Origin of the sequence: Photobacterium aquimaris, from assembly GCF_002954455.1 — a bacterium.
Classification (GTDB): domain Bacteria; phylum Pseudomonadota; class Gammaproteobacteria; order Enterobacterales; family Vibrionaceae; genus Photobacterium; species Photobacterium aquimaris.
Genome location: NZ_MSCC01000001.1, coordinates 838,588 through 863,086, shown reverse-complemented (window position 1 = coordinate 863,086; position 24,499 = coordinate 838,588). Strand labels below are relative to the sequence as shown.

The 24,499-nt window shown below is 38.9% G+C and carries 22 protein-coding genes; 11 read left to right on the top strand and 11 right to left on the bottom strand.

Annotated features, from left to right (window positions below; translation table 11 throughout):
* Positions 1 to 27 precede the first annotated feature (27 nt).
* The 3 genes from BTN98_RS03760 (at position 28) to BTN98_RS03750 (ending at position 2,679) form a co-directional block, all read left to right on the top strand.
* Complete coding sequence (locus BTN98_RS03760) at positions 28 to 552, top strand: DUF2062 domain-containing protein (RefSeq protein ID WP_060996546.1); 525 nt, start codon at positions 28 to 30, stop codon at positions 550 to 552.
* A 306-nt stretch (positions 553 to 858) separates the two neighbouring features.
* Entirely contained in the window at positions 859 to 1,416 is a 558-nt protein-coding gene (locus BTN98_RS03755; protein ID WP_060996547.1) for an HdeD family acid-resistance protein, read from the top strand.
* A gap of 597 nt (positions 1,417 to 2,013) precedes the next feature.
* Entirely contained in the window at positions 2,014 to 2,679 is a 666-nt protein-coding gene (locus BTN98_RS03750; protein WP_060996548.1) for a DedA family protein, read from the top strand.
* 79 nt (positions 2,680 to 2,758) lie between these two features.
* Here the strand turns inward: BTN98_RS03750 and BTN98_RS03745 are convergent, their stop codons facing one another.
* From BTN98_RS03745 to lolC, 4 genes are all read right to left on the bottom strand, one after another.
* Positions 2,759 to 3,310, bottom strand: a complete 552-nt coding sequence (locus BTN98_RS03745) for an outer membrane beta-barrel protein (RefSeq protein WP_060996549.1) — start codon at positions 3,308 to 3,310, stop codon at positions 2,759 to 2,761.
* Positions 3,311 to 3,910: 600 nt separating this feature from the next.
* A complete protein-coding gene (gene lolE / locus BTN98_RS03740; protein WP_060996550.1) occupies positions 3,911 to 5,155 on the bottom strand; it encodes a lipoprotein-releasing ABC transporter permease subunit LolE in 1,245 nt (414 codons plus the stop codon).
* Positions 5,155 to 5,844, bottom strand: a complete 690-nt coding sequence (lolD, locus tag BTN98_RS03735) for a lipoprotein-releasing ABC transporter ATP-binding protein LolD (protein WP_060996551.1) — start codon at positions 5,842 to 5,844, stop codon at positions 5,155 to 5,157. Before lolD ends, lolE begins: the two co-directional genes overlap by 1 nt.
* Positions 5,837 to 7,045 carry a lipoprotein-releasing ABC transporter permease subunit LolC gene (gene lolC / locus BTN98_RS03730; protein ID WP_060996552.1) on the bottom strand — a complete coding sequence of 403 codons (1,209 nt, stop codon included), beginning with the start codon at positions 7,043 to 7,045 and terminating at the stop codon, positions 5,837 to 5,839. Before lolC ends, lolD begins: the two co-directional genes overlap by 8 nt.
* Before the next feature lie 240 nt (positions 7,046 to 7,285).
* Between lolC and BTN98_RS03725 the strand changes: the two genes are divergently transcribed.
* The 5 genes from BTN98_RS03725 to BTN98_RS03705 all read left to right on the top strand — a co-directional run bounded on the left by BTN98_RS03725 (position 7,286) and on the right by BTN98_RS03705 (position 12,886).
* The gene (locus BTN98_RS03725; RefSeq protein WP_060996553.1) at positions 7,286 to 7,870 is read left to right on the top strand and encodes a PilZ domain-containing protein; all 585 of its coding nucleotides are present in this window, start codon (positions 7,286 to 7,288) and stop codon (positions 7,868 to 7,870) included.
* Entirely contained in the window at positions 7,860 to 11,321 is a 3,462-nt protein-coding gene (gene mfd / locus BTN98_RS03720; RefSeq protein WP_060996554.1) for a transcription-repair coupling factor, read from the top strand. The genes BTN98_RS03725 and mfd overlap by 11 nt, the downstream gene beginning before the upstream one ends.
* An 87-nt stretch (positions 11,322 to 11,408) precedes the next feature.
* Positions 11,409 to 11,960, top strand: a complete 552-nt coding sequence (locus tag BTN98_RS03715; protein ID WP_060996555.1) for a GNAT family N-acetyltransferase — start codon at positions 11,409 to 11,411, stop codon at positions 11,958 to 11,960.
* Positions 11,961 to 12,058: 98 nt separating this feature from the next.
* Positions 12,059 to 12,307: a YecH family metal-binding protein gene (locus tag BTN98_RS03710; protein WP_060996556.1), complete on the top strand. Its 249-nt coding sequence runs from the start codon at positions 12,059 to 12,061 to the stop codon at positions 12,305 to 12,307.
* Positions 12,308 to 12,412: 105 nt separating this feature from the next.
* Positions 12,413 to 12,886, top strand: a complete 474-nt coding sequence (locus tag BTN98_RS03705) for a BamJ family beta-barrel-assembly machinery protein (RefSeq protein ID WP_060996557.1) — start codon at positions 12,413 to 12,415, stop codon at positions 12,884 to 12,886.
* A 98-nt stretch (positions 12,887 to 12,984) separates the two neighbouring features.
* Here the strand turns inward: BTN98_RS03705 and BTN98_RS03700 are convergent, their stop codons facing one another.
* The 6 genes from BTN98_RS03700 to hinT form a co-directional block, all read right to left on the bottom strand.
* Positions 12,985 to 14,274: an NAD(P)/FAD-dependent oxidoreductase gene (locus BTN98_RS03700; RefSeq protein ID WP_060996558.1), complete on the bottom strand. Its 1,290-nt coding sequence runs from the start codon at positions 14,272 to 14,274 to the stop codon at positions 12,985 to 12,987.
* A 188-nt stretch (positions 14,275 to 14,462) separates the two neighbouring features.
* Positions 14,463 to 15,002, bottom strand: a complete 540-nt coding sequence (gene ycfP, locus BTN98_RS03695) for an alpha/beta hydrolase YcfP (RefSeq protein ID WP_060996559.1) — start codon at positions 15,000 to 15,002, stop codon at positions 14,463 to 14,465.
* 214 nt (positions 15,003 to 15,216) lie between these two features.
* Positions 15,217 to 16,137, bottom strand: a complete 921-nt coding sequence (locus BTN98_RS03690; RefSeq protein WP_060996560.1) for a phosphotransferase — start codon at positions 16,135 to 16,137, stop codon at positions 15,217 to 15,219.
* 35 nt (positions 16,138 to 16,172) lie between these two features.
* Entirely contained in the window at positions 16,173 to 16,766 is a 594-nt protein-coding gene (gene lpoB, locus BTN98_RS03685) for a penicillin-binding protein activator LpoB (protein WP_060996561.1), read from the bottom strand.
* Complete coding sequence (locus tag BTN98_RS03680; protein WP_065189929.1) at positions 16,763 to 17,194, bottom strand: YcfL family putative periplasmic lipoprotein; 432 nt, start codon at positions 17,192 to 17,194, stop codon at positions 16,763 to 16,765. Before BTN98_RS03680 ends, lpoB begins: the two co-directional genes overlap by 4 nt.
* A 193-nt stretch (positions 17,195 to 17,387) precedes the next feature.
* Positions 17,388 to 17,738: a purine nucleoside phosphoramidase gene (gene hinT / locus BTN98_RS03675; protein ID WP_060996563.1), complete on the bottom strand. Its 351-nt coding sequence runs from the start codon at positions 17,736 to 17,738 to the stop codon at positions 17,388 to 17,390.
* A gap of 351 nt (positions 17,739 to 18,089) precedes the next feature.
* On the opposite strand from hinT, the gene BTN98_RS03670 reads away from it, so the two are divergent.
* A complete protein-coding gene (locus tag BTN98_RS03670) occupies positions 18,090 to 20,093 on the top strand; it encodes a methyl-accepting chemotaxis protein (RefSeq protein ID WP_060996564.1) in 2,004 nt (667 codons plus the stop codon).
* A gap of 168 nt (positions 20,094 to 20,261) precedes the next feature.
* On the top strand, positions 20,262 to 21,293 hold the full coding sequence (pyrC, locus tag BTN98_RS03665) for a dihydroorotase (protein ID WP_060996565.1): 1,032 nt from the start codon (positions 20,262 to 20,264) through the stop codon (positions 21,291 to 21,293).
* A gap of 85 nt (positions 21,294 to 21,378) precedes the next feature.
* Here the strand turns inward: pyrC and BTN98_RS03660 are convergent, their stop codons facing one another.
* Positions 21,379 to 22,893, bottom strand: a complete 1,515-nt coding sequence (locus tag BTN98_RS03660) for a fumarate hydratase (RefSeq protein WP_060996566.1) — start codon at positions 22,891 to 22,893, stop codon at positions 21,379 to 21,381.
* A 175-nt stretch (positions 22,894 to 23,068) separates the two neighbouring features.
* On the opposite strand from BTN98_RS03660, the gene pabB reads away from it, so the two are divergent.
* Positions 23,069 to 24,466: an aminodeoxychorismate synthase component I gene (gene pabB, locus BTN98_RS03655; RefSeq protein ID WP_060996567.1), complete on the top strand. Its 1,398-nt coding sequence runs from the start codon at positions 23,069 to 23,071 to the stop codon at positions 24,464 to 24,466.
* The last annotated feature ends 33 nt before the right edge of the window (positions 24,467 to 24,499 follow it).

Sequence of the window (24,499 nt, the reverse complement as noted above, 5' to 3'; positions counted from 1 at the left end):
GGCCTTAGCCAGTTTAAAAAAATTATTATGCCAAGACATTTCATTAAAAAATTTCTGCCTAGCCATGAAGTAATTAAACGCCAAAAAGCGTTGAAAATATTTGGAAATCTACTTTATAACCCTAATTTATGGTGTTTAAACCGCCGCTCAGCGTCTGGCGCATTTGCTGTTGGTCTGTTTATGGCCTTTGTTCCACTCCCTAGTCAAATGTTAATGGCTGCAGGTTTAGCGATTATGTTTGGTGTAAATTTACCGCTCTCTGTTGCGCTAGTATGGGTTAGTAATCCTGTCACTATGCCAGTACTCTTTTATGGTGCTTACAAACTAGGTGCATGGGTATTACATAGCCCAGATGTTGGATTTCATTTTGAATTAACATGGGATTTCTTGTTAAATCAAATGAGCCAAATCGGTCCTCCATTCTTACTTGGCTGCTTTATCTGTAGCGTTTTAAGTGCATTAATCGGATATTTTGGTATTCGCTGGCTATGGCGCTACTCGGTTGTACGTAGCTGGAATCGCCGAAAACTCCGTATCCCTAAAGCTCGCTAACGCCTTTTTTATCACAATAAAACTCCATCATTGTGGAGTTTTATTGTTAATCATTTTTTTTGAGAAATAGCCCCCACTATTTTAAAAGCTCTTACTCGTCCTTTCACGATTAACCGATCTGCTGCACATCTATTGGGCACTCCTCATTCAAACACCCATCAAAAACTTATATTGCTAATTAGTTGCATTTTATCTCTAGTAATTATTATTGTTCCGTCTACTATTGAAAAATAAAATACATCCTTAAATAGCAATCACTTACTAACAACTAAATAAACATTAATAATTTGATTAAAGGGAAATAAGATGGAAAACCCAGTGAAAAGTTTACTGACAAAAGGTTGGAAATGGTTTGTCATCGTTGGTGTAATAGTGGCACTTGCAGGTATTTTTGCCATTAGCTTGCCTGTTGTAGCAGGCATGACGATCACCACAATTATTGGTGTGATCTTTTTAGTGATTGGACTGGTACAGGTTTATCACACCTTTAGTATTCCACAATGGAAAACCAAACTATGGTATGTCATTAGTGCACTCTTTTACCTCATTGGCGGCTTATTTATTTTAGGACAACCTTTTATTGGTTTAGTCACTATTACCGTACTAATGATTGCAACTATGATCTTTAACGGTATTACACGAATGATATTTGGATTTAGTAGCAGAGAGCATCTTGCAGGCTGGCGCTGGATTGTATTTAGTGGCTTATTGTCTACCGCGATTGGGGTGTACTTCTTTAATTTAATGCACAATCCAGAGTTTTCAATGTCACTATTAGGAATTTTTGTTGGGGTTTCATTAATATTTGAAGGAATTAGCTTTATTTTTATTGGTTCACAAATGAAAAAAGCACTTCATAAGTAAAAACTAACATTAAAATTACTATTCAAGCTTCAGTATTCTACTGAAGCTTTTTCTTTATAATTCAAATAATAACTTACTAAAAACATAACCAACAAATCATTTTCATCACAAGTTATTATAAAAATATTGCCTTTAGTTGAAAATTTAAGTAAAAGTGTTTTTTTTATACTTAGGTGATAGTGTTGATGGGTTATCTTACTCTATTTAGCTTACTGCTAAGCGTTTTACTAATAAACGCCACGAGTATAACTACGCCAGCAACATCCTCCTTGTATGTTTTACATTCATCATCATTTAGCGTTACCAGTAATAAAGAAAACTTGAACGATAATGTCCTTATTTTATCGAATAATAATCATAAAACACGACAGCTATCAAAAACCGAGAAAAAGAGCTTTGTTCCAGCTCTAAATTATAACAACAATGCCATTCAGCGATTACACCCAATAATAAGTCATTGTTCTAAACTTCAACGGTATCCACTTCTTGAGCTTGCTAATTTTCAATACCGTTTTACCCATAGTCGTAGGCAGTTAAGGTCACTCAATTACCGCGACATTTACTTTAATTATGACTCTGACTACAAGGACTACATAGATGCTTGATTCATTTGTATCTATTTTTTCAGCGCTATGGCAACAAGATTTTGCAGCATTACAAAACCCAGAAAGTATTGTAATGATCTATTTTTGTGTCACCTTTGTTATTTGGCTCGAAAGCGCATTTTTACCGGCAGCACCGCTACCTTGCGACAGTATTGTTATTTTAGCTGGCACATTAGGTGCCATGGGGATCATTGATTTTAAACTGATTGTGTTTTTATTAATTGTTGCTGCTGCAGTTGGTAGCTGGTTGGCATATTTACAAGGGCGCTGGCTTGATCATTTACCAAAAGTAAAACGTTGGGTAGATATGGTACCACCTCATCGAATGCAGACTGTTGATAAGCTACTTATTCGCCATGGTATCGTAGCCTTATTTACAGCGCGATTTATTCCTGTTGTACGACCACTATTGCCATTAATGATGGGATTTAGGGTTAAGAATCAAGCTCATTTCTTCCGTTTTGCTTGGCTGAGTGCAACGGCATGGGTACTACTGCTAACTGGGCTAGGTTACTTATTAACGCTATTGCCTGAAAATGTTGCGCGTGTGACCACAATGATATTAATGGTTGCGCCTTTTGTTACTTTAGGCATCGCAATCATTAGTCTGTTAAGTAGCTGGCTGCTTAAGCGGATTAAAAAAAATAACATCACTTAACTAAGTGTTAATTATCAATAGCTATAAAAAACCCGCTAACAGTTAGCGGGTTTTTTATCATCTGTATACGGGCTTAAACTTAGAAGTAGAAGCGAGTACCGAATACAACGTTAGTTAGGCTATCTTTAGCTTTGTTGCCAGAGAACTCAATATCGTCAGTTGCGATGTTGTAGTTAACTTCTGCACTTAGTGCAACGTTAGGGTTGATGAAGTACTTAACACCAGCAGCTAGTTTAATATTTAGCGCCCAAGAATCGCCATCTTTACCAACATTGCTATCAGTACCAGTCTTTTCGTTGTAGCTTAGAGCTGCAAGCTCAGTTGCTGCACCAACGTAAGGAACCCAGTTAGTAGAGTTAACAAAGTTGTACTCAGTGAATACACCTAGCTTACCGCTAATTGCATCGTTTTCATCTTTTGCTGCAACAGTTGCAGTACCACCAACTTCCCAGTTATCTTTTACGAATGTACCGTAAGAACCGTTTAAGTTTAGATCCCAGCCACTACCAAGCTTAGCATTACCTTGAACACCAATCTCTTGTGTGCCAGCAGGAAGTTGAACAGCTGCTTGTGCCGCAACAGGAGCCATTACAGCAAAAGCTACTAATAAACCAAGTGCATTCTTTTTCATGTTAATTCCTAAATTGTGTTTTTATTAACAAAATAGCTGTCCATTATAATTAATAGTCATATCGATGCAGGATGATTCCCTTTCCAATAACGACAACAGCATACTTGTATTTAAGTAACGCCAAATTATCACGTAAAAATGACACTGTTAAATTAAACAATATAAATTCACAAAAAAAAGAACAGTGTTCGTAATTTATATATAATAATACCCCTGATCAGTGTTCGCCGGCAAACCTCAGCCTGCATCAGTGCTGACTATTAGTTTATTTTAAAGCCTTACCAGAGAAACTTTTGAAAACAGCAGGCCATAAAATAAAAAAAACAACGTTTATTATCGTCAATAATAATCACTTTTTTGGTCAAAAAATAACCATAACGGTTAAATAAGCATCAATATAATTGCTTTTAAATATTATTTTTATATTTATTTATTCATCAAAATGAACTTATTTGTTTAATGACAATCAAAAATCAATATCTTACGATACTGATAATATTTGTGCTTCCTTAATGACGTTATATCGCTAAAGTACTCAAATAAAAACGAAGCCGAAGCTCCGTTTTTTATTAATCACACCAATACAAACCCAATTAATTATTACTTTGCACTTAACACACGAGCTGGTTGTAATCGACTCGCTCGAGTGGCTGGGTACCATGTTGCGAGTAAACTTAATACAATCGCTGTTGCAGTGACAATCGCCACATCCTGCCAAGCTAATTGTGTTGGTAAGAAATCGACAAAATAGATATCGCCAGATAAGAATCTATGCCCGACGATTTTTTCGATTACTCGTACAATATGAGTTAAATTAATCGCAACTAATGAGCCAAATATCGAACCAATAATACTTCCAAGTACACCAGACAATACACCATGCCAAACAAAAATAGCTTTAATCAGCCGATTACTCGCTCCCATAGTACGTAAAATGGCAATATCTGCAGCACGATCTTTCACGGCCATCATTAGCGTTGAAACAATATTAAAACAAGCAACGCCTATCACTAGTACCATCACCAGATACATAATAGTTCGTACCATTTGAATATCACGGTATAAATAACCGTATTTTTGTATCCAGCTTTTTAGATAAACATAAACAGGCAGTGTGTCACCAACTTCTTTTACTATTTGTTGGGCATCAAGCACATTATCAACATTCATCTCAATGCCAGAGACACCCTGCCCCATATCTAAATATTGTTGTGCATCTTGTAACGGTACGATCGCTAAACTGTGATCAATTTGTCCGCCTAACGCAAGTAAACCCACAACTTGAAGACGAATACGTTTAGGCGCTCTTAACTTCATTTCAGGATCGGTATTTGGAATCATTGCAGTGATCCAATCTCCGACCTTTAATTTAAGTTTAGTTGCAACACCTTGCCCTAAGATCACCTCGCGTTTACCCGCCGTGAAAGTTGACCATGCATTATTCTTCACATAATGAGGCAATTCACTCACTTTAAGCTGTTCTTTAGGATCGACACCACGCACAGCCACTGCTTTTAATTTGGCGCCTCTTTCAAGTAATGCTGTAAATTCAACATAAGGCGCAGCAGCTGTTATATGTGGATGTTGCTCAACCTGCTTTAATAGTGGTTTCCAATTATTCAATGGCGGCTCTACTGCTTGTAACTCTCCTTGAGGAATAACAGACAGTACTCGCGTTTGTAGTTCACGCTCAAAACCATTCATGGCAGATAAACCAATGATAATCACTGCCACCCCAACTGCAATACCAAGCATCGATGACAATGAAATAAACGACACCATACGATTACGTTTTTTAGAACGGTTAAATCGACCACCTATATAGAGGGATAAAGGACGAAACATTACTTCTCCTTAACCTCTGCTAAAATACCATCTTGCATGTACATACAACGATCAAGTTTTGATGCTAACTGCGTATCATGAGTTACCACTAAAAATGCAGTACCTGATTCTGCATTTAACTTGCGCATCAGATCATAAATATCTAATGCTGTTTGGTGATCTAAATTACCTGTCGGCTCATCTGCAAGCACAATCGCAGGGTTATTAACCAATGCACGGGCAATAGCAACCCGTTGGCGTTCACCACCACTGAGTTCTGAAGGACGATGTTCAAAACGATGATCTAGACCTACCATTGCCAACATATCTTGAGCACGAGTACGCGCCTCGCTTACAGCTATGCCACCAATCAATAATGGCATCGCTACGTTTTCTGTTGCGGTAAAGTCAGCTAGCAAATGGTGAAATTGATACACAAAACCAATATCTTGATTACGAATTTTAGCTTGTTTATTTGAACTTAAAATATCTAACCGCTGTCCTTTAAAAAACACTTCGCCGTTAGTCGGTTCATCGAGTGCCCCTAAAATATGCAATAAGGTACTTTTACCCGAACCTGAAGAACCAACAATAGCAACTAATTCATGATCTGCTATTTCAATATTGACCTTTTTTAATACTTCAGTTTGTAACTGACCTTCTTGATAGGTTTTACATAATTGCTGACAAGATAATAAAGCATTATTCATAACGAAGAGCCTCAGCAGGACGGACAGCGGCCGCACGATAAGAAGGGAAAATAGTCGCTAATAAACTCAAGATAATAGCGCCAACAATAACAGCCAAAATTTGCATCGGCTCAAAATCTACCGGTAGAGAACCACCAATAGCAGCTAGGTTAACACCGAAAAATGCCATAATTGGATTAATGTAATGAGACAGTATCACACCCAAAATACCACCTAATAATGCACCAATAACACCACTACTTGAGCCTTGAACCATAAATAGTGTTAGTACCTGTCGATGAGTCATACCTTGGGTTTTTAGGATGGCTACTTCTGCTTGCTTTTCCATTACAACCATTATTAATGCGGAAATAATGTTAAACGCTGCGACACCAATGATAAGCCCCAACATCAGCCCCATCATGTTTTTCTCCATTTTAACCGCTTGAAATAATTCACCGCGTTGCTCTCGCCAATCAGACCATTTCCAATTATTAGGCAACGGTATTTTTGCAAGTTCAGTGACGGCAAATGGATCATCAAGATACAACCGCCAGCCTGACATTTGATCAAGTTTATAATGCAATAATCGACCAGCATCAGAAATATTCGTGAAAACTAACTGTTTATCAACGTCAGAACCAGTATCGTAAATTCCAGACACTGTAAAATTACGCTGGCTAGGTAAGCGACCTAAAGGCGTAAATTGGCTGGCACTGGTGACCATTAGACGAATTTTATCACCAGGCTGAATATCTAATTCAACAGCAAGTGCTTGACCAATAATTACGTTAAAACTGCCTGGCTGAAGGTCTTTTAATGAACCCACCATTAAATGATCAGCAATAGGATCATATTGGTTTGGTTCAATACCTATCATCATTCCAGCAGCTAATGAATTCGCACTTTGAATGATAGTTTCACCCCGTGTAATTGCCGTAACTTTGGTTACATGTGGCAATTGCTTGAGTACTGTTGGGACCTGTTCAGAAAGTGGAACTCGCCCATCCGCTTGCGTCACAACAGCTTGTGGTAACACACCTAAAATTCGGTCTTTAAGTTGTTGTTCAAAACCGTTCATGACCGACATTACGGTAATTAATGCCATCACTCCAACAGTAATACCCGCGGTTGACATATAAGAAACGAAGCGACTAAAACGGTCACCTGAACGTCCTCGTAAATAACGTAAACCAATAAAAAAAGATACAGGATGAAACATAGGCTTAAAAAACCACTCCTTTATTTAATGACTCAAGAATACGCGTTAACGGCACTGTTTACCATCTAGCAAGGTAAATGTAATGTAAAAACAGTGAGTAAAAGATAGCCGCTTAACGGAGATCACTTGCTCGTTGGTACGCTCTAAGTAATAATTAACACATATGTCACCGATATAACTTGGGTTACATAACCTCAATAGTGACAACGTCGATGACAACTAACAGGCAGTGAGTAAGTAATGAGACAAAATGAATATTTTTCAGTTCACTTAGGACTAACAATCAATGTCGAACCATTAACTGATGGAAAACCACTCCCCGATGTCGACACCTTTCGTGCTGAAATACCGCCACTGTTTCGTATCGCCAGCGAATGTAACACGCTCGAAGAAAATGCAGAACGCTTATTATCTGGATTTGGCAAACAAGACAGTAAACTATTAGTCGATTACCTTAGTGCTCAAAACAGTAAAATAAACCTGCTGTTATCTTACGTGCTATCTCAACAAGATAATGCTACTTATCGATACATAACTGAAACCTTTGGTGCGAGTAATGTAAGCTTTTATAGCTCACATGAATTTCCAATTGGGCAAAATGTCACCGTTAAACTATTTTTAGATCACCCTGCGGCAGCTATTTATTGTTATGCTGAGGTGGTTAATTGCTCCGTTTTAGAGGATCGTTTTTTAGTTCAACTGCATTACACGCGACTATTAGAAGACGATCGTGATTTATTAATCCGTGCCGCACTGCATTGCCAACAAAAGCTTTTACGTCAGCGGACCCAACAACGAAACATGAATAATAACAATGACGAATAAAACATTACTTTCAATTCCCGTACCTAAAAAATCTGGGGATAATCGTTACATCGGTAATTTATCAGGTTCTGCGTTGGCGTTGTCATTAGCAGAAATAGCGGCCAAACATAATGGGCCGGTACTTACCGTTGTTGCTGATACGCAAACGGCACTAAAACTACAGCCTGAAATAACTCAATTTTGTGATATTGATGTCCATGTTTTTCCTGATTGGGAAACACTGCCGTATGATAATTTCTCGCCTCATCAAGATATTATCTCTGAGCGCCTCGCACGTTTATATAAAATGCCAACTCAAAAAAATGGTATTATATTAGTCCCTATAAGTACGCTACTGCAGCGCCTTACACCTCAAGAATTTATTCTTAAGCATGCCTTGATTGTCAAAAAAGACGATCGCATTTCGCTAGAGAAATTGCGCATTCAATTAGAAGCATCAGGCTATCGTCATGTTGATCAAGTGATGGAGCATGGTGAATATGCAAGCCGAGGTTCGTTAGTTGATCTATTCCCAATGGGTAGTAATGCCCCCTACCGAATCGATTTTTTTGATGATGAAGTTGATTCTATTCGTCAATTTGATCCTGAAAATCAACGTTCAACAGCAGAAATCGCCACTATAGATCTTCTACCTGCGCATGAGTTCCCAACCGATGAATTAGCGATAGAAAACTTTCGTATGCGCTGGCGTGAACGTTTTGAAGCGCGCCGTGAACCAGAATCTATTTATCAACAAGTCAGTAAGAAAATCTGGCCAACAGGTATCGAATATTGGCAGCCACTGTTTTTTGACCATACCGAAACCCTGTTTGATTATTTACCTAGTAATGCACTATTGGTGACATTAGGTGATTTAGAGCCAGCAGTAGATACCTTTTTACATGATGCAGAGTACCGCTATGATCAGCGTCGCGTTGATCCATTACGACCATTACTCGCCCCTAAAGAATTATGGCTAACTAAAGATGAAATGTTTAGTGGCTTTAAACAACTGCCGCGAGTAAGAATACAGCGCGATCCAATTGATGATGAAAAAGTAGGCCGTTATAATCCTGCATTAACCGCAGTTCCAACTATCACCATTAATCATCAACTCAAAGAGCCGTTTGCTGAACTGCGTCAGTTTACTGAGCAATTTAAAGGGAAAATTATTTTCTCAGTGGCTTCAGAAGGTCGCCGCGAAGCATTATTTGATCTGTTAGCTCGAATTAAGCTCCGTCCAACTGTTTTTGATAGCCTTGAAGCGGCAATGGCTGACAAAAAAGCCAAGCATTGTCTTGTAATTGGTGCCGCTGAAAATGGTTTTATTTTAGAAAAACCCGCTGTCGCTTTTATTTGTGAAAGTGATTTATTGGGCGAACGTATTCAACAACGCCGCCGCAATGATAAAAAAACCACGGTTAATGCTGATACCATTATTCGTAACCTGGCTGAATTACAAGTCGGTCAACCTGTGGTTCATATCGATCATGGTATTGGTCGCTATCAAGGTTTACAAACCTTAGAAGCTGGCGGGATTAAAACCGAATATGTCACCCTTGAATATCAAGGTGGTGCAAAACTGTATGTGCCTGTTGCTTCACTGCACCTTATTAGTCGTTACTCAGGTGGCGCTGAAGAAACTGCCCCTATTCATAAATTAGGTGGTGAAGCGTGGGTTAAAGCGCGCCGTAAAGCCGCTGAAAAAGTACGTGACGTTGCAGCAGAATTACTAGAAATTTACGCCATGCGTGAGCTAAAACCAGGCTTCAAATTCAAACTTGATCGTGAAAGCTATGCTGATTTCTGCACCAGTTTCCCTTATGAAGAAACCTACGACCAAGCATTAGCGATTAACGCGGTACTGTCTGACATGTGCCAACCTAAAGCAATGGATCGTCTAGTATGTGGTGACGTTGGTTTTGGTAAAACAGAAGTCGCAATGCGAGCAGCTTTTGTTGCTGTTGATAATAATAAACAAGTAACGATCCTAGTACCGACAACACTATTAGCGCAACAGCATTTCGAGAACTTTCGCGATCGTTTTGCCAATACTCCTATTCGCGTTGAAGTGCTATCTCGCTTTAAAACAGCCAAAGAACAAAAACAGATTCTGGCAGATGTTGAAGAAGGTAAGATTGATATTCTTATTGGTACTCATAAACTACTTAATAGTAGCGTTAACTACCATGATCTTGGTTTACTGGTGGTTGATGAAGAACACCGCTTTGGTGTCCGCCAAAAAGAAAAAATTAAAGCGATTCGAGCCGACGTTGATATTCTAACGCTAACTGCAACACCAATCCCTCGAACGCTTAATATGGCAATGAGTGGTATGCGTGACTTATCAATCATTGCTACTCCACCAGCGCGTCGTCTAGCAATTAAAACTTTTGTTCGACAAAATGATGAAAATATTATTCGCGAAGCAATATTGCGTGAAATCAGCCGTGGTGGTCAAGTTTACTTCCTGCATAATGAAGTTGATAGTATTGAACAGACTACGGAAGATTTAGCCAAGTTAATTCCTGAAGCACGAGTCACTTTTGCACATGGTCAAATGCGTGAACGTGAACTTGAAAAGATCATGGGCGATTTTTACCACCAACGTTTTAATGTATTAGTTTGTACCACCATCATTGAAACCGGTATCGATGTACCTAGCGCCAATACCATTATTATGGATCGTGCCGATAATCTTGGTTTAGCCCAATTACATCAGTTACGTGGCCGTGTTGGTCGTTCTCATCATCAAGCTTATGCCTACTTACTAACTCCTCACCCTAAACGTATGACCAAAGATGCAGTTAAACGTTTAGAAGCTATTGCATCATTAGAAGATCTTGGTGCCGGCTTTACCCTTGCAACCCATGATTTAGAAATTCGTGGTGCTGGTGAGTTACTAGGTGACGAACAAAGTGGTCAAATTCAATCCGTTGGTTTCAGCCTATTCATGGAAATGCTAGAACAAGCTGTTGAATCATTACGTGAAGGTAAAGAGCCAACACTTGATGACTTACTCAAACAACAAGCTGAGGTAGAAATGCGTATTCCAGCATTACTACCCGATGATTATATTCCTGATATTAATACTCGTTTATCGCTCTATAAGCGCATTGCTAGTGCTATAAATGACAATGAACTTAATGAGATAAAAGTCGAGTTGATCGATCGCTTCGGTTTATTACCAGAAGCGGCAACTAACCTATTAACGGTTAATAGTCTTAAACTCAAAGCTGCCATTATTGGGGTTAAGAAAGTAGAGAGTAATGAAAAAGGCGGCTATTTTGAATTTAAACAAGATGCCGCTATTAATCCTCATTTTCTAGTGAGCTTGCTACAGACACAACCGCAGCATTTTAGAATGGAAGGACCAACTAAGCTCAAAATTGTATCGGAACAAACAGATCGTAAAAAGAGAACTAAATTCATTGAAGATCTGCTTAACCAATTTAGAGAAAATATGATCTAATACCGACTTGCCCTAGACACCCGTCTAGGGTTTTTCTTTAGTATCATTATTATCTTGCCCACCATCACTTCATAGACCACTATTATCATGAAACTTGATTACCAACTTACCACGCCACGGCTTATTTTAAGGCCATTTAAAACTGTCGATTTACACGTTTTTTTTGAAGCAGTTAGTCAATCAGCGCCATACCTTGAGCCTTGGTTAGAATGGTGTGATAGTGATTTTGACCAACAACAAGCCCATGGATGGATAGCTGCTAGTCGTTTAAGTTGGCAACATGATTACAGTTATGAATTAGCGATTTTTGATCGTTTTAGTGATGATTTTATAGGTACGGTTTCGCTCAGTGCTATTACGCCATTATTTAATTCTGCCAATCTCGGCTATTGGATCAGCCACAATTATCATCGCCAAGGCATGGCGACGGAAGCTAGTCTTGCCATTATTCAATTTGGCTTTCAAATATTAGGCCTTACTCGACTAGAAATCATTACTCATATTGATAATTATGCCAGCCAAAAGACAGCACTGGCTTGTAATGCTATTTTTGAATGCGAAGCAAGAAATCGTATTTTTTATCGAAATAAACCAATCAATGGCTATGTGTACTCCCTCACACCACAAGATTTATATTAAACCTCATTATCGGCATTGATATTAGTATGCATCAATCTTTGATTCCCTCATATCTGGTAACATTGCCGATTCTTTATTTAATAAAATGGTCACTTTTTATGCACACCACAGCAAGCCGTCACGGTCACGATGTTCTCAACCTTATAGCCGATGCATCAGCACCTTTCACTCTTGAAACATTACACACCTATGTCGAGCAACATTGGGGAACCGACGTTCGCTTTCATACTTGTAAACTTAACGATCTTTCATTAGATGCACTGCTGACGTTTCTTTTATCTCGCAATAAGATCACCCTTAATGGTGATCACTTACATACCAATAGAGATAACATCTGTCAGCATTAACACAATCGTCTTATCTAGTTTAAAAACAAATAATTTCACGAGGTTGCTGTTCACTGTTACGAGTAATGGTAAGATAAATCAACTTAACTTAGTAAGGACACACTAGTGCCAAAAATTATTATTGCAGTGGTTATCGCTGCCGTTGTTGCGTTTTTTCTTTATCGCTCTTATAACAACAAACAAGCTGCACAAGAAAATATTAAAATTGGGCAAGAATTTCTAGCGGCAAACAAACTAAAACAAGGCGTGCAAACCACTGCTTCAGGATTACAATATTTGGTATTACAACCAGGTACTGGCACTGAACATCCAAAACCAACAGATACAGTGACAGTCCATTACCATGGTACATTGATTAATGGCACTGTATTTGATAGTTCAGTTGATCGTGGTGAAAAAATTTCATTTCCACTAAATCGAGTGATTAAGGGCTGGACGGAAGGCTTACAACATATGGTTGTTGGCGAAAAAGTACGCTTCTTTATTCCTGCAAATCTTGCTTATGGTAATAATGGTGCTGGTAGCATTCCACCAGGATCAGTGCTGATCTTTGACGTTGAGCTATTTAAAATTAATTAATCTATCAACACCAATAAAAACGCCAGTATGAAACTCTACCAAAAGAGTTACGATCATACTGGCGTTTTTTATTACTTTACTATTATTACGCTAATCTATTAGTGTAATTTCAAACTTGGACGAAGTACGCGGTTAATTCGACCCACTAACATGATCAAACCGGTTTTAAACATCCCATGTAATGCCATTTGGTGCATACGATACAATGAAATGTAAACCATACGTGCAATACGGCCTTCAACCATCATTGAACCTTTTGACAAGTTACCCATTAAGCTACCAACAGTAGAAAAACGGCTTAATGATACTAATGAACCATGGTCACTATAGATGTAAGGTTTTTGCTCACGATCAGATAATTTAGCCACGATATTAGAAAAACAACGACTTGCCATTTGATGGGCGGCCTGCGCACGTGGTGGTACAAATGAACCATCTTCTTGTACACATGATGCTAAGTCACCAATAACATAAATGTTATCATCACGAGTCGTTTGCAGCGTTGGTTTCACCACTAACTGATTAATGCGATTAGTTTCAAGACCTGCGATATCTTTCATGAAATCAGGCGCTTTAATACCAGCGGCCCACACCATAATTTGCGCAGGAATATGTTCACCATCTTTAGTAGTTAAGCCCGTTTCATCAGCCTTTGTTACCATCGTCGCAGTACGAACATTAACACCTAACTTAGTTAGCTCATTATGTGCCGCTTGAGAAATTCGTGGCGGCAAGGCTGGTAAAATACGCTCGCCGGCTTCAACTAAGTTAATATTAAGACGAGAACTATCAAGATCACCAAAACCGTAGTTATGTAACTCTTGTACAGCATTATGTAACTCAGCAGAAAGCTCTACACCTGTCGCACCGGCACCAACAATTGCAATATCAACAGTTTTTTGATCTTTATTGGCATGTAACTTCATGAATTGGTTGTTCATTTCACTACGGAAACGATGTGCCTGCTCTGGGCTATCAAGGAAAATACAGTTATCACGTACACCTTGAGTATTGAAATCATTTGATGTCGAGCCAATCGCCAATACTAAAATATCGTATTCTAGTGAACGGGCAGGTACCAATAACTCATTATGTTTGTCATATAATGCCGCTAAAGTGATAGTTTTAGTATCACGATCAATATCCTGCAATGAACCCATTTGGAAGTCAAACGAATGGTTTTTAGCGTGAGCACGGTAACTAATTGCATCAACACCTGCATCTAACGATCCTGTTGCAACCTCATGCAATAACGGCTTCCATAAGTGGCTTGCACGACGATCAACTAATGTTACTTCAGCACGACGCTTACGTCCTAATGTACGACCTAACTTAGTGGCTAATTCTAAACCACCAGCACCACCACCTACAACGATAATACGTGTCAAGATAGCTTCCTCTCTATTATTTGATTTTTAAAAACTGACAAAGACTCAATTGCATAACAGTCTGCTAATCGTAAATAATCAAGCATTAAGACCGCTAGGCGAAAAAGTATCTATATGTTTAAGTTCACGTACGTAGGTAGACGGATCTACGACCCGTCTATGGTATGTATGAGGTAAAGGTTCCGTTATTAATGCGCTTTAAACGCTTTTATTTTTTGTAGATGTTGCGAGATTTTTGTAAATTTATGAGATTCATTTTCATCCCATATAATATCGTAAAATTGATCTAGCTCATCTTTTGTTTGCTGATTATCTAACACTTCATCATGAGTTGAAAGGATACAAAGACAATTTCCTGTATTTTTTTTACGAAAATTTGTTACACATTTTGTCAGAATATCCTCATATTCCTCAGGACGGTCTATTTTTCCTTCCATATTATGCTCAGGATGCAAGTTTGGATTAAACATTACCTGTTTTATGCCGGATAAAAACCCAATCCGCTCAGCCCAATAACCACCAAGACCAACACCACAAATTAGCGTTTGTTGATCATTACAGGTTTCGAGCAATTTATGCACTTCTTTCAATAAATGTTGCATGTCATGCTTAGGGTGCAGCGTGCTATAATTTAGAAATCGAACATCTGAATCAATAAATTGTAATTGCAATACTTTTTCATGATTACCAGGGCTTGTAGAGTCAAAGCCATGTAAATAAATAATCATTGTTGTCCCTCACTATCGAGCAATAATTTTACGTACTATCTATACCGATATCGCGAGGTTAAATCCATAACCCGAGTAGCGTTTTAACAAATTTAAAACAAAAACTATGATCTCGTCTACAAAAAACTTTCATATAGATAATATTAGTTACAACTCAAGTGCCATTTTTAATAACTTACTTATTGTTTTTAAAGAATATTTAATTATATATCACTTAACACTTATTAATGTATTCAATAAGTTGTAACTGTAATTGCGAAGCATGCTGTAAATATTGTGGTTGATGCCAGACCTCATAACCAACGTAATACCACAATAATGCTAAATATTGACACCACGGTTTCCAGCCAATAACAGCTTGTAACCAGTCATGTTTATTGAAATTCGTTTCTTTCTCAACCATCTGTCGACGATCACAATAATCACTTATAGCTAATTCATCATCGAGGTCATTGGCAATAATTGTCATGGCTAAATCTAAACTCGGATCCCCCGCAGCAGCATATTCCCAATCAATAATTTTGGCATCTTCCGCCGTTAAACCTTGCTCTGAACATGGTACGATAACGTTATAGCGCCCGAGATCAAAATGGCAGCAACAATCATCAAATGCTGTTGGTATGGGGTGATTTTGAAAGAAATTATAGATAGCAGTTAATAACGGTGTTTTATATCCAGTATTAATGTATTGCCAATAATGCAGTCCTCGCTGTTGAATATCTAATCGCCAACAAGGTACTGGTAGTTGATGCACTTTTGCTTGTAATTGACACAATGCTGTATTCGAAAAATGAGGGGATGCTTCTATGCCAGCAAGCCATTCAACAAACAATCCTGTTACTTGCTCTGTTGATGAATCAGTGTTAACAAGCAATTGTAATGGTTTAGGAGCTAAACCCGTCTCAGAGATCATTGTTAGTAAATCGTATTCATGTTGACGTTGAACACCAAATGCATGAGCCGCAGTAGAGAATGGCCGCCATACATAGTGTTTTGTTTGATTTGTCGATCGATGAAATAATTCGACTTTCCAACAACGGTTAGTTAACCCTCCCGCTAACCTTGATGCTGAAACAAACTCAGTATCGGGTAAAGTCCGTAAAAGATCATGATTAAAATACGCATGATCACCCATATTATTGCTCCTTACCCGATACCAATACGTCTAAATTACCAAGCAGCACTATTGATTGCGGAAGCTTGTATAATTTGATCTTGACCAGACCATTCAATCGTACCTGATTTTAAATCCATCAAACGCATTGTCATTTTATAATATGCTTGCTTACCGTTTGAGGTTGATTTCATGACTGTTGATACGTGCCCATACAACATATATTGCGCGCCAACCATATTACCAAACTGAATAGCTGTGCTTTGGTTAACAAAACGATCATCTTGACTAAAATGTAATTGTTTACGCACCGCTTTAACCCGTGCCGGATCAACAAAACGGAACTTACCTGAATCTTGAAGACGCTCACTGATCATTGCCGTTAAAGCGTTAGTATCAACATGGCTACGGGTCTGATTTTTTATACTATCAACCACAACAATCGGTTCTCCACTCGCTGTTATTGAGCGAACCGCAGCTGATGCCAACATTTTATCGACCATTGATGATGATAATTTTTCTAAATCACTAGCACCAAAATTTGTCACCGCATTTTCAATACCATGTAATCCACCACCGTAATTGATCGGTTGAGCACACCCGCCTAATAACGTTGCTGTTGCTAATAAGGCCATTACACTCTTTTTCATTTTATTACCTTTATAATGTTATCTACTGTTGCTTCGTGTTGTGTATCATGCACAACAATGCGGTATTGTGCCGCTGTTGTAGTAGGAGCCAATGCTTGCAGTGACAATCTTTGATGAGGTTTAATGTTCAATGTCTGCAAGGTTGGTAGCGAATGACTAATCTCTAAACCACTGCCATCATACCAATAAAAACGATAACTTAATGATATAGCTGCGTCAGTTTTATTGGTAACGTCAACAGATGCATGCAAATAACCATGCTGCAACTCTGATTGTGAACGGCTAAAATCAAGTTTATTGGCTAATACAGTATTACCAATCACAACATGATGATTACCTTGCTCAAGACTGATTCCAGATATTGTTATGCCACTACATCCAGAAACGACAATAGATAACAATATCGACAACGCATATCTATACTTCATGCTACATTCGTGTACAGCTAGGCTGCAGCCTCCTAAATTTGATAACCCATTTCATTAACACTCTATTATCAGTTTACTCAATAGAATCAAAAAAGCTTGAGCAAATCACCACTATTTATTAATTAGCGGTGTCATGCTCAAGCTTTATTATCAACGTATTTGATTACAGCTTTGTGCTAGTAATTATCAATGATTAACTAACAACCATTGGGCCTAATGGACGACCGCCTAATAGGTGCATATGAATATGATAAACTTCTTGGCCACCGAAAGGATTGCAATTTACAATCAAGCGATAACCATCTTCAGCAATGCCTTCACTTTGTGCAAGTTTACGTGCAACCGTAAACATACGTCCCATCATTAATTCATCTTCTACTTCAACGTCATTTACTGTTGGCAGCAATTTATTTGGAATAATAAGAATATGGCTTGGCGCACGTGGGTTTATATCACGAAATGCAGTGACTAATTCATCTTGATATAAAACGTCTGCTGGTATTTCTTTGCGAATGATTTTACTAAAAATAGTTTCTTCAGCCATATCTGACTCCATTAAATAATCAGCTTAAATAAATTCTTGGTTGAGTATGCGCTACCAACGCCTACAGAGCAATATTGAACACTGTTTTAAACGCTTTTTTCGCTGCTCATTTCATCTTTTACCGTTAATTTTGCTACAACTGTCAAAATATTCACCAATGTCGCTCTTAAACAGTCAAGATTTTAAAGTTCACGTCGATAGGTAAATCAAACTGACGTAACATTATAAATATAAATAATATCAGCCAAATAAATTGATACCACGATTGGTTGAAACCAACGGTAATTGTTATATAAGGACAATACGATTCTTAAATATACCGTTATTAGCCTTTATGAAATTAGGGATCTTATGAAAAAAAAACTTCAAACCTCTGTCATACGTCGTATGTACTTAGGCTTTGCTATCTTAGTAGCACTTTTTGTTGTCACGATCATCTTTATGCTCGATGGTGTCGGACGCATTCACAATCAATTAAAATCCATTACTACTGATGCTCTCCCCCTCGTTTCAGTTTCAAATAATGTTAGCGTACAGTTATTGGTTGCAGACAAAATATTTAAAGATTACCTCACCAGCCAAGATCCTAAAGTTATGGCAACTTATAGTACGGAGTTTGAGAAACAAAACGCTATTTTTCAGCAAGCTCGTAATCAACTTGAACAAGTGACAAAAAATAACGCACAATTAACAACCTCGATTCAAGCTTTAACAGCTCTTGAGCAACGTTATTTTACTGAAGCTACCGTTGCCATGACAAACTACCGTTTATTACTACTTGCAACCTATGAACGCCAACAATCATCCCGTCAATTTCAACAGCTACAAACAGAACTCAATATCGGCATGAAAGAGTTTATTAACGAACAAGATAATCTTGCCGTTAAAATGCTGTCTAAAAACTACTTTGTGAAGTTAAAAGAAACTGAAACCATTACGCTAGATGCATTGGCTTCTGATAATACTGCAGCAATTGAAAAAGCAATTAAAAGTAATAAAGTCAGTGTTAATCACCTCAGAAATACCTTCCGCTCTTTAACGGTATTGCTACCCAAATTAGAGCAAACATTTGGTCCATCGGTAGAGCAATACGCACTTGATATTGGTCGCACGGGTGGTGTTCTTGACCAACATTTTGAATATATTCAAGCGCAACATCGTCTCTACAGTTATATTGCAACCTTAGCCAAAGAAATAAATCAAGCAATGACAATTATTGGTGATTTTACTCAACAAGCTAACAGCCAAATGACTGACACCATTACCACTGCCGACACAACCTATACTGATGTCGTCACCAAAGCAGTGATCATCGGTATCGCCGTCATATTGCTCGCTATTATCGTCGGTTGGTATTTAGCTCGCAGTGTACGCCGCCCATTAATGGCAATGTTAAGCACTCTAGAAGCATTAACAGCAGGCAATATGACTCAGCGCACTGAAGCTAGTAAATTTATTGAATTTAACCAGCTAAGCCATCATATCAATATGTTAGCTCAGAACTTACAACAAATATTAAGTCAAATCAGCCATACTTCATCTGAATTAAGTACCGTTGCAACTGAAAATCATGCGACTACCGCAGAAGCGAAACTACGGTTAAATAGCCAGCGTCAACAAACTGCATCAGCTGCAACGGCAATGATAGAAATGGAGCATTCCGTTACTGATGTATCAAAAAGTGCTCAAACAACCATGGAACGCGTTAATGAAGTAGAACAAGCATCTGCAGCTGGGCGTAAAGTGATGACCAGCAATATCAATACCGCCCACCAGCTTTCAACTCGCTTAGATGAATCAGTGCAAGCAGTTGAGCAGCTTCAAAAAATGAGCAGTAATATTGGTTCAATCTTAGATGTAATTCGTAATATTGCGGACCAAACCAATTTATTAGCCCTTAATGCTGCAATTGAGGCAGCTAGAGCCGGTGAACAAGGTCGTGGATTTGCTGTTGTTGCTGATGAGGTGCGCGTATTAGCCAAACGTACCACTGATTCAACATCTGAAATTGAAGCCATGATCAAAAACTTACAAACCAGCTCAGGTCAGGCAATGAATATGATGCAAAGCTGTGTAACAGAAATGGATAATAGTATTGGGCTTGCTTCTAATGCCAATAGCTCAATGGAAGAAATTCAAGCTATTATTATTGAAATTAGTGATATGAGTAGCCAAATTGCACAAGCTGCGGAAGAACAACGTTGTACGACCACCGAAATTGCTCGTAGCTTAGAAGATATTAGTCATATTGCCGATAATAGCTATAACGCGATGGAGGAAATGGCTGATACTGGTGTCAAACTTGAACATTTAGCCACCGAGCAAAATACGCTAGTGAGTCGATTTAAGTTATAACCCCACCACTCACCGATATTGATATCGGTGAGTATTTCTTCTGTTCACCCCACTCAAAGCAATCGATTGCGATTTAATACTGCAATAAACCACATTGTTTGATTTATCAACTTTACTTCACAGGATGATACTTTTAAAATCGGGCAAATTTTTTGGTAGGGAAACAAAATGACAACATTAACGATAACTCGTCCTGATGATTGGCACACGCATTTACGTGATGGCGATGTATTAAAAGATACGGTAAAAGATATTAGCCGTTATATGGGCCGCGCGATTATCATGCCTAATTTGATCCCTCCTGTTATTGATACAGAATCAGCTATTGCTTACCGAGATCGTATTTTAGCAGCGCAGCCTGCTGCTACTTTCACACCGCTCATGGTTATCTACCTAACAGATAACACATCTGCCGAAGAGATTAAGAAAGCTAAAGCATCTGGTCATGTATACGCAGCCAAGTTATATCCTGCAGGTGCAACCACTAACTCAGATTCTGGTGTAACTTCAATTGATAACATCCGTCCAGCATTAGTGGCAATGCAAGAAGTTGGTATGCCATTGCTTATACATGGAGAAGTAACACATAACCACGTTGATATTTTCGACCGTGAACAAGCATTCCTAGAAACAGTACTTGGCCCTATTGTTGAAGAGTTCTCATCCTTGAAAATTGTACTTGAACACATTACCACAGCAGATGCTGTGAAGTTTGTTCAAAGTACAGGTGACAATGTCGCTGCAACGATTACTGCACACCACTTAATGTTTAACCGTAATCATATGTTAGCAGGTGGTATTCGTCCCCACTTCTACTGCTTGCCGATTTTAAAACGTAACACCCACCAGCAAGCACTGATTGAAGCTGCAACCAGTGGTAGCAAGAAGTTTTTCTTGGGAACTGACAGCGCACCCCATGCTAAAGGTCGTAAAGAAGCTGCCTGTGGCTGTGCAGGATCTTATACTGCTCATGCGGCAATTGAACTGTATGCTGAAGTATTTGAACAAGCGAATGCACTCGATAAACTAGAAGGCTTTGCAAGTTTAAATGGCCCTGATTTTTACGGTTTACCACGTAATACCGATACCATCACTTTAGTTAAAGAATCATGGAAAGTGGCTGAAGAGATGCAATTTGGTGATGATACCGTTGTGCCTATTAAAGCGGGTGAAATGATGAGTTGGACTGTTAACGTATAAGTTAACCTTTTTTCTCTAAGCTTAAACAATAAAGGCTTCCAAATCGTATGATTGGAAGCCTTTTTTATTCTAACTTGTAATCAGATTACTTTGCCATTTCAGCTATGTTTACACGCCATGTATCAGGGCCGGTTTGGTGAGCATTAACACCTTCAGCATCCACTGCAACCGTCACTGGCATATCTTCAACTTCAAACTCATAAATCGCTTCCATACCTAAATCGGCAAAAGCGACCACTCGTGCCTTTTTAATAGCTTTTGCTACTAGATATGCAGCACCGCCTACCGCCATTAAATACACCGCTTTGTGTTGCTTAATCGATTCAATGGTTGCAGGCCCACGCTCAGCTTTACCGATCATACCAGTTAGCCCAGCTTCACCTAACATCATTTCGGTAAATTTATCCATGCGAGTTGAGGTTGTCGGTCCAGCAGGCCCTACAACTTCATCACCAACAGCATCAACAGGACCCACGTAGTAGATAAAACGATTGGTAAAATCAACCCCTTCAGGAAGACCTTCGCCATTAGCTAACATTTCTTGAATGCGTTTATGAGCGGCATCACGACCAGTTAGGATCTTACCGGATAACAACACAGTTTCACCCGATCGCCACTCTTGTACATCCGCTTTAGTCACGTTATCAAGATTAACACGACGCACATTATCACCGACTTCCCACGTTACTTGTGGCCAATCACTCAGTTTCGGTGGTGTTAATTCTGCAGGACCATTTCCATCTAAGGTAAAATGTACATGACGAGTCGCTGCGCAGTTAGGGATCATACATACAGGCTTTGATGCTGCATGGGTTGGTGCGCTTTTAATCTTAACGTCCAACACCGTTGTTAAACCACCTAAACCTTGGGCTCCAATACCTAATTTATTGACACGATCATAAATATCTAACCGTAATGCTTCTTCTGTTGTTTTCGCACCACGTTGTTGTAACTCATGAATATCAACAGCTTCCATCAATGATTCTTTCGCAAGCACCGCAGCTTTTTCTGCTGTTCCACCAATACCGATGCCTAACATACCTGGTGGACACCAACCCGCACCCATTAATGGCACTGTTTTCTCTACCCATTCAGCAACATCATCAGAAGGATTAAGCATCACCATTTTAGTTTTGTTTTCAGAACCGCCACCTTTGGCTGCAATCTGAATTTCGACCTTATCGCCAGCAACCATCTCAACATGTACCACGGCTGGTGCATTATCTTGAGTGTTCTTACGCGCACCAGCGGGATCAGCAACCACCGATGCACGTAATGGGTTATCAGCATAAGTATAAGCTTGACGTACCCCTTCATCGATCATCTGTTGTACCGTCAGGTCACTGTCCCACTGTACATTCATACCAATTTTAACAAAACAGGTCACAATCCCGGTATCTTGACAAATCGGACGACGTCCTTCGGCTGACATACGTGAGTTAATTAAAATTTGGGCAATGGCGTCTTTCGCCGCTTGGCTCTGCTCTTTGTTATAGGCTTTTTCTAATGCTTGAATAAAATCCAAAGGATGATAGTAAGAGATATATTGTAAAGCATCGGCGACACTACTGATTACATCTTGTTTACAGATGATGGTCATAATTACCCTCGTTAAATATTATTATTCCATGGCGCCCTGTATTAATCTTCCTGAATGTAGGGTATTAAACAACAAAATAGTGCTGTTCAATCTTGGGCGTCTTTCGCTGAGTATGATACTCTTGCCCATAACATTGCGCTATGCGCCAATCAAACCTCTTGTCACAAAAAAGAAAATGATTTGTAAATCACATCCAGAATTAAGCATTACCTCATTGCCTTACTCAAAAGATGCCGCACTTTCATGGTTTGCACCATTATCGAGGTTACCATGGGCAATGATATTACGTTCGGCAGCGACAGTGCATCCAGATAATCGTTATGATATTTTAGTTGCCGATCCTTTAGCCACTATTGAGTCACAAAATGACACAACTTATATTAAGTTTTCAAATGGTGACCAACGTACGACTACCGATGATCCTTTCAGTGTCATAAATACTCTACAAAATGAACTATTACCGTCACTTAGTCCTCTTGAAAGCATGCCTTTTATTGGTGGTTCATTAGGCTATTTTAGTTATGATTTAGGCCGTAGAGTAGAAAAAATCGCAGTAACTGCAACCCATGATATTCCGTTGCCAGAAATGGCTGTGGGTATTTATGATTGGGCATTAATTGTCGATCATAAATTACAAAAAATATCGCTTATTGAACCTAAAAATAGTCATCGATTATCATGGCTAACTCAACTGCAATCTCAAGTAACCACGCCAACAACACTACAAACTAGTAACCAAAACACAGCATTTAAATTAACATCCTCATGGTCATCAAACATGACTAAAGAGGATTATTGCAACAAATTTAACACCATACAGTCATATTTATTGTCTGGTGATTGCTATCAAATCAATCTTGCACAACGATTCAGTGCTGGCTACCAAGGAAATGAGTGGCAAGCCTATTGCCGTTTAGAACACGCTAACAGTGCGCCTTTTTCAAGCTTTATTCGCACCGATAACAGTGCCATTCTTTCTGTTTCACCTGAACGTTTTTTACAATTGAATCACGGCACAATTGAAACTAAACCCATCAAAGGCACTCGCCCGCGTAGTACTGACGCAATTGAAGATGCTGCCAATGCTAAAGCTCTTCAACAAGCACCTAAAGATCGCGCAGAAAATGTGATGATAGTTGATTTACTGCGTAATGATATTGGTCGAGTTGCGATACCTGGCAGTGTTCGTGTACCGGCATTGTTTGCTATTGAAAGTTTTCCAGCAGTGCATCATTTAGTCAGTACCGTTACCGGTCAACTGGCTAGTGATTATTCAGCCACTGACTTATTACGCGCTTGTTTTCCTGGAGGATCGATTACGGGTGCTCCCAAAATCAGAGCAATGGAAATTATTGAAGAGTTAGAACCCCATCGACGTAGTATCTACTGTGGCAGTATCGGCTATATCAGTCGTTGCGGCAGCATGGATACAAATATTGCCATACGTACACTGGTTGCTTACCAACATCATTTATATGCATGGGCGGGGGGCGGTATTGTTGCTGATAGTGATGTTGAGAGTGAATATCAAGAAACTCTCGACAAATTAAGTAAAATTCTGCCAACCTTATAATAGTGCTAAATTAAACAAAAAATTTGTAATGGA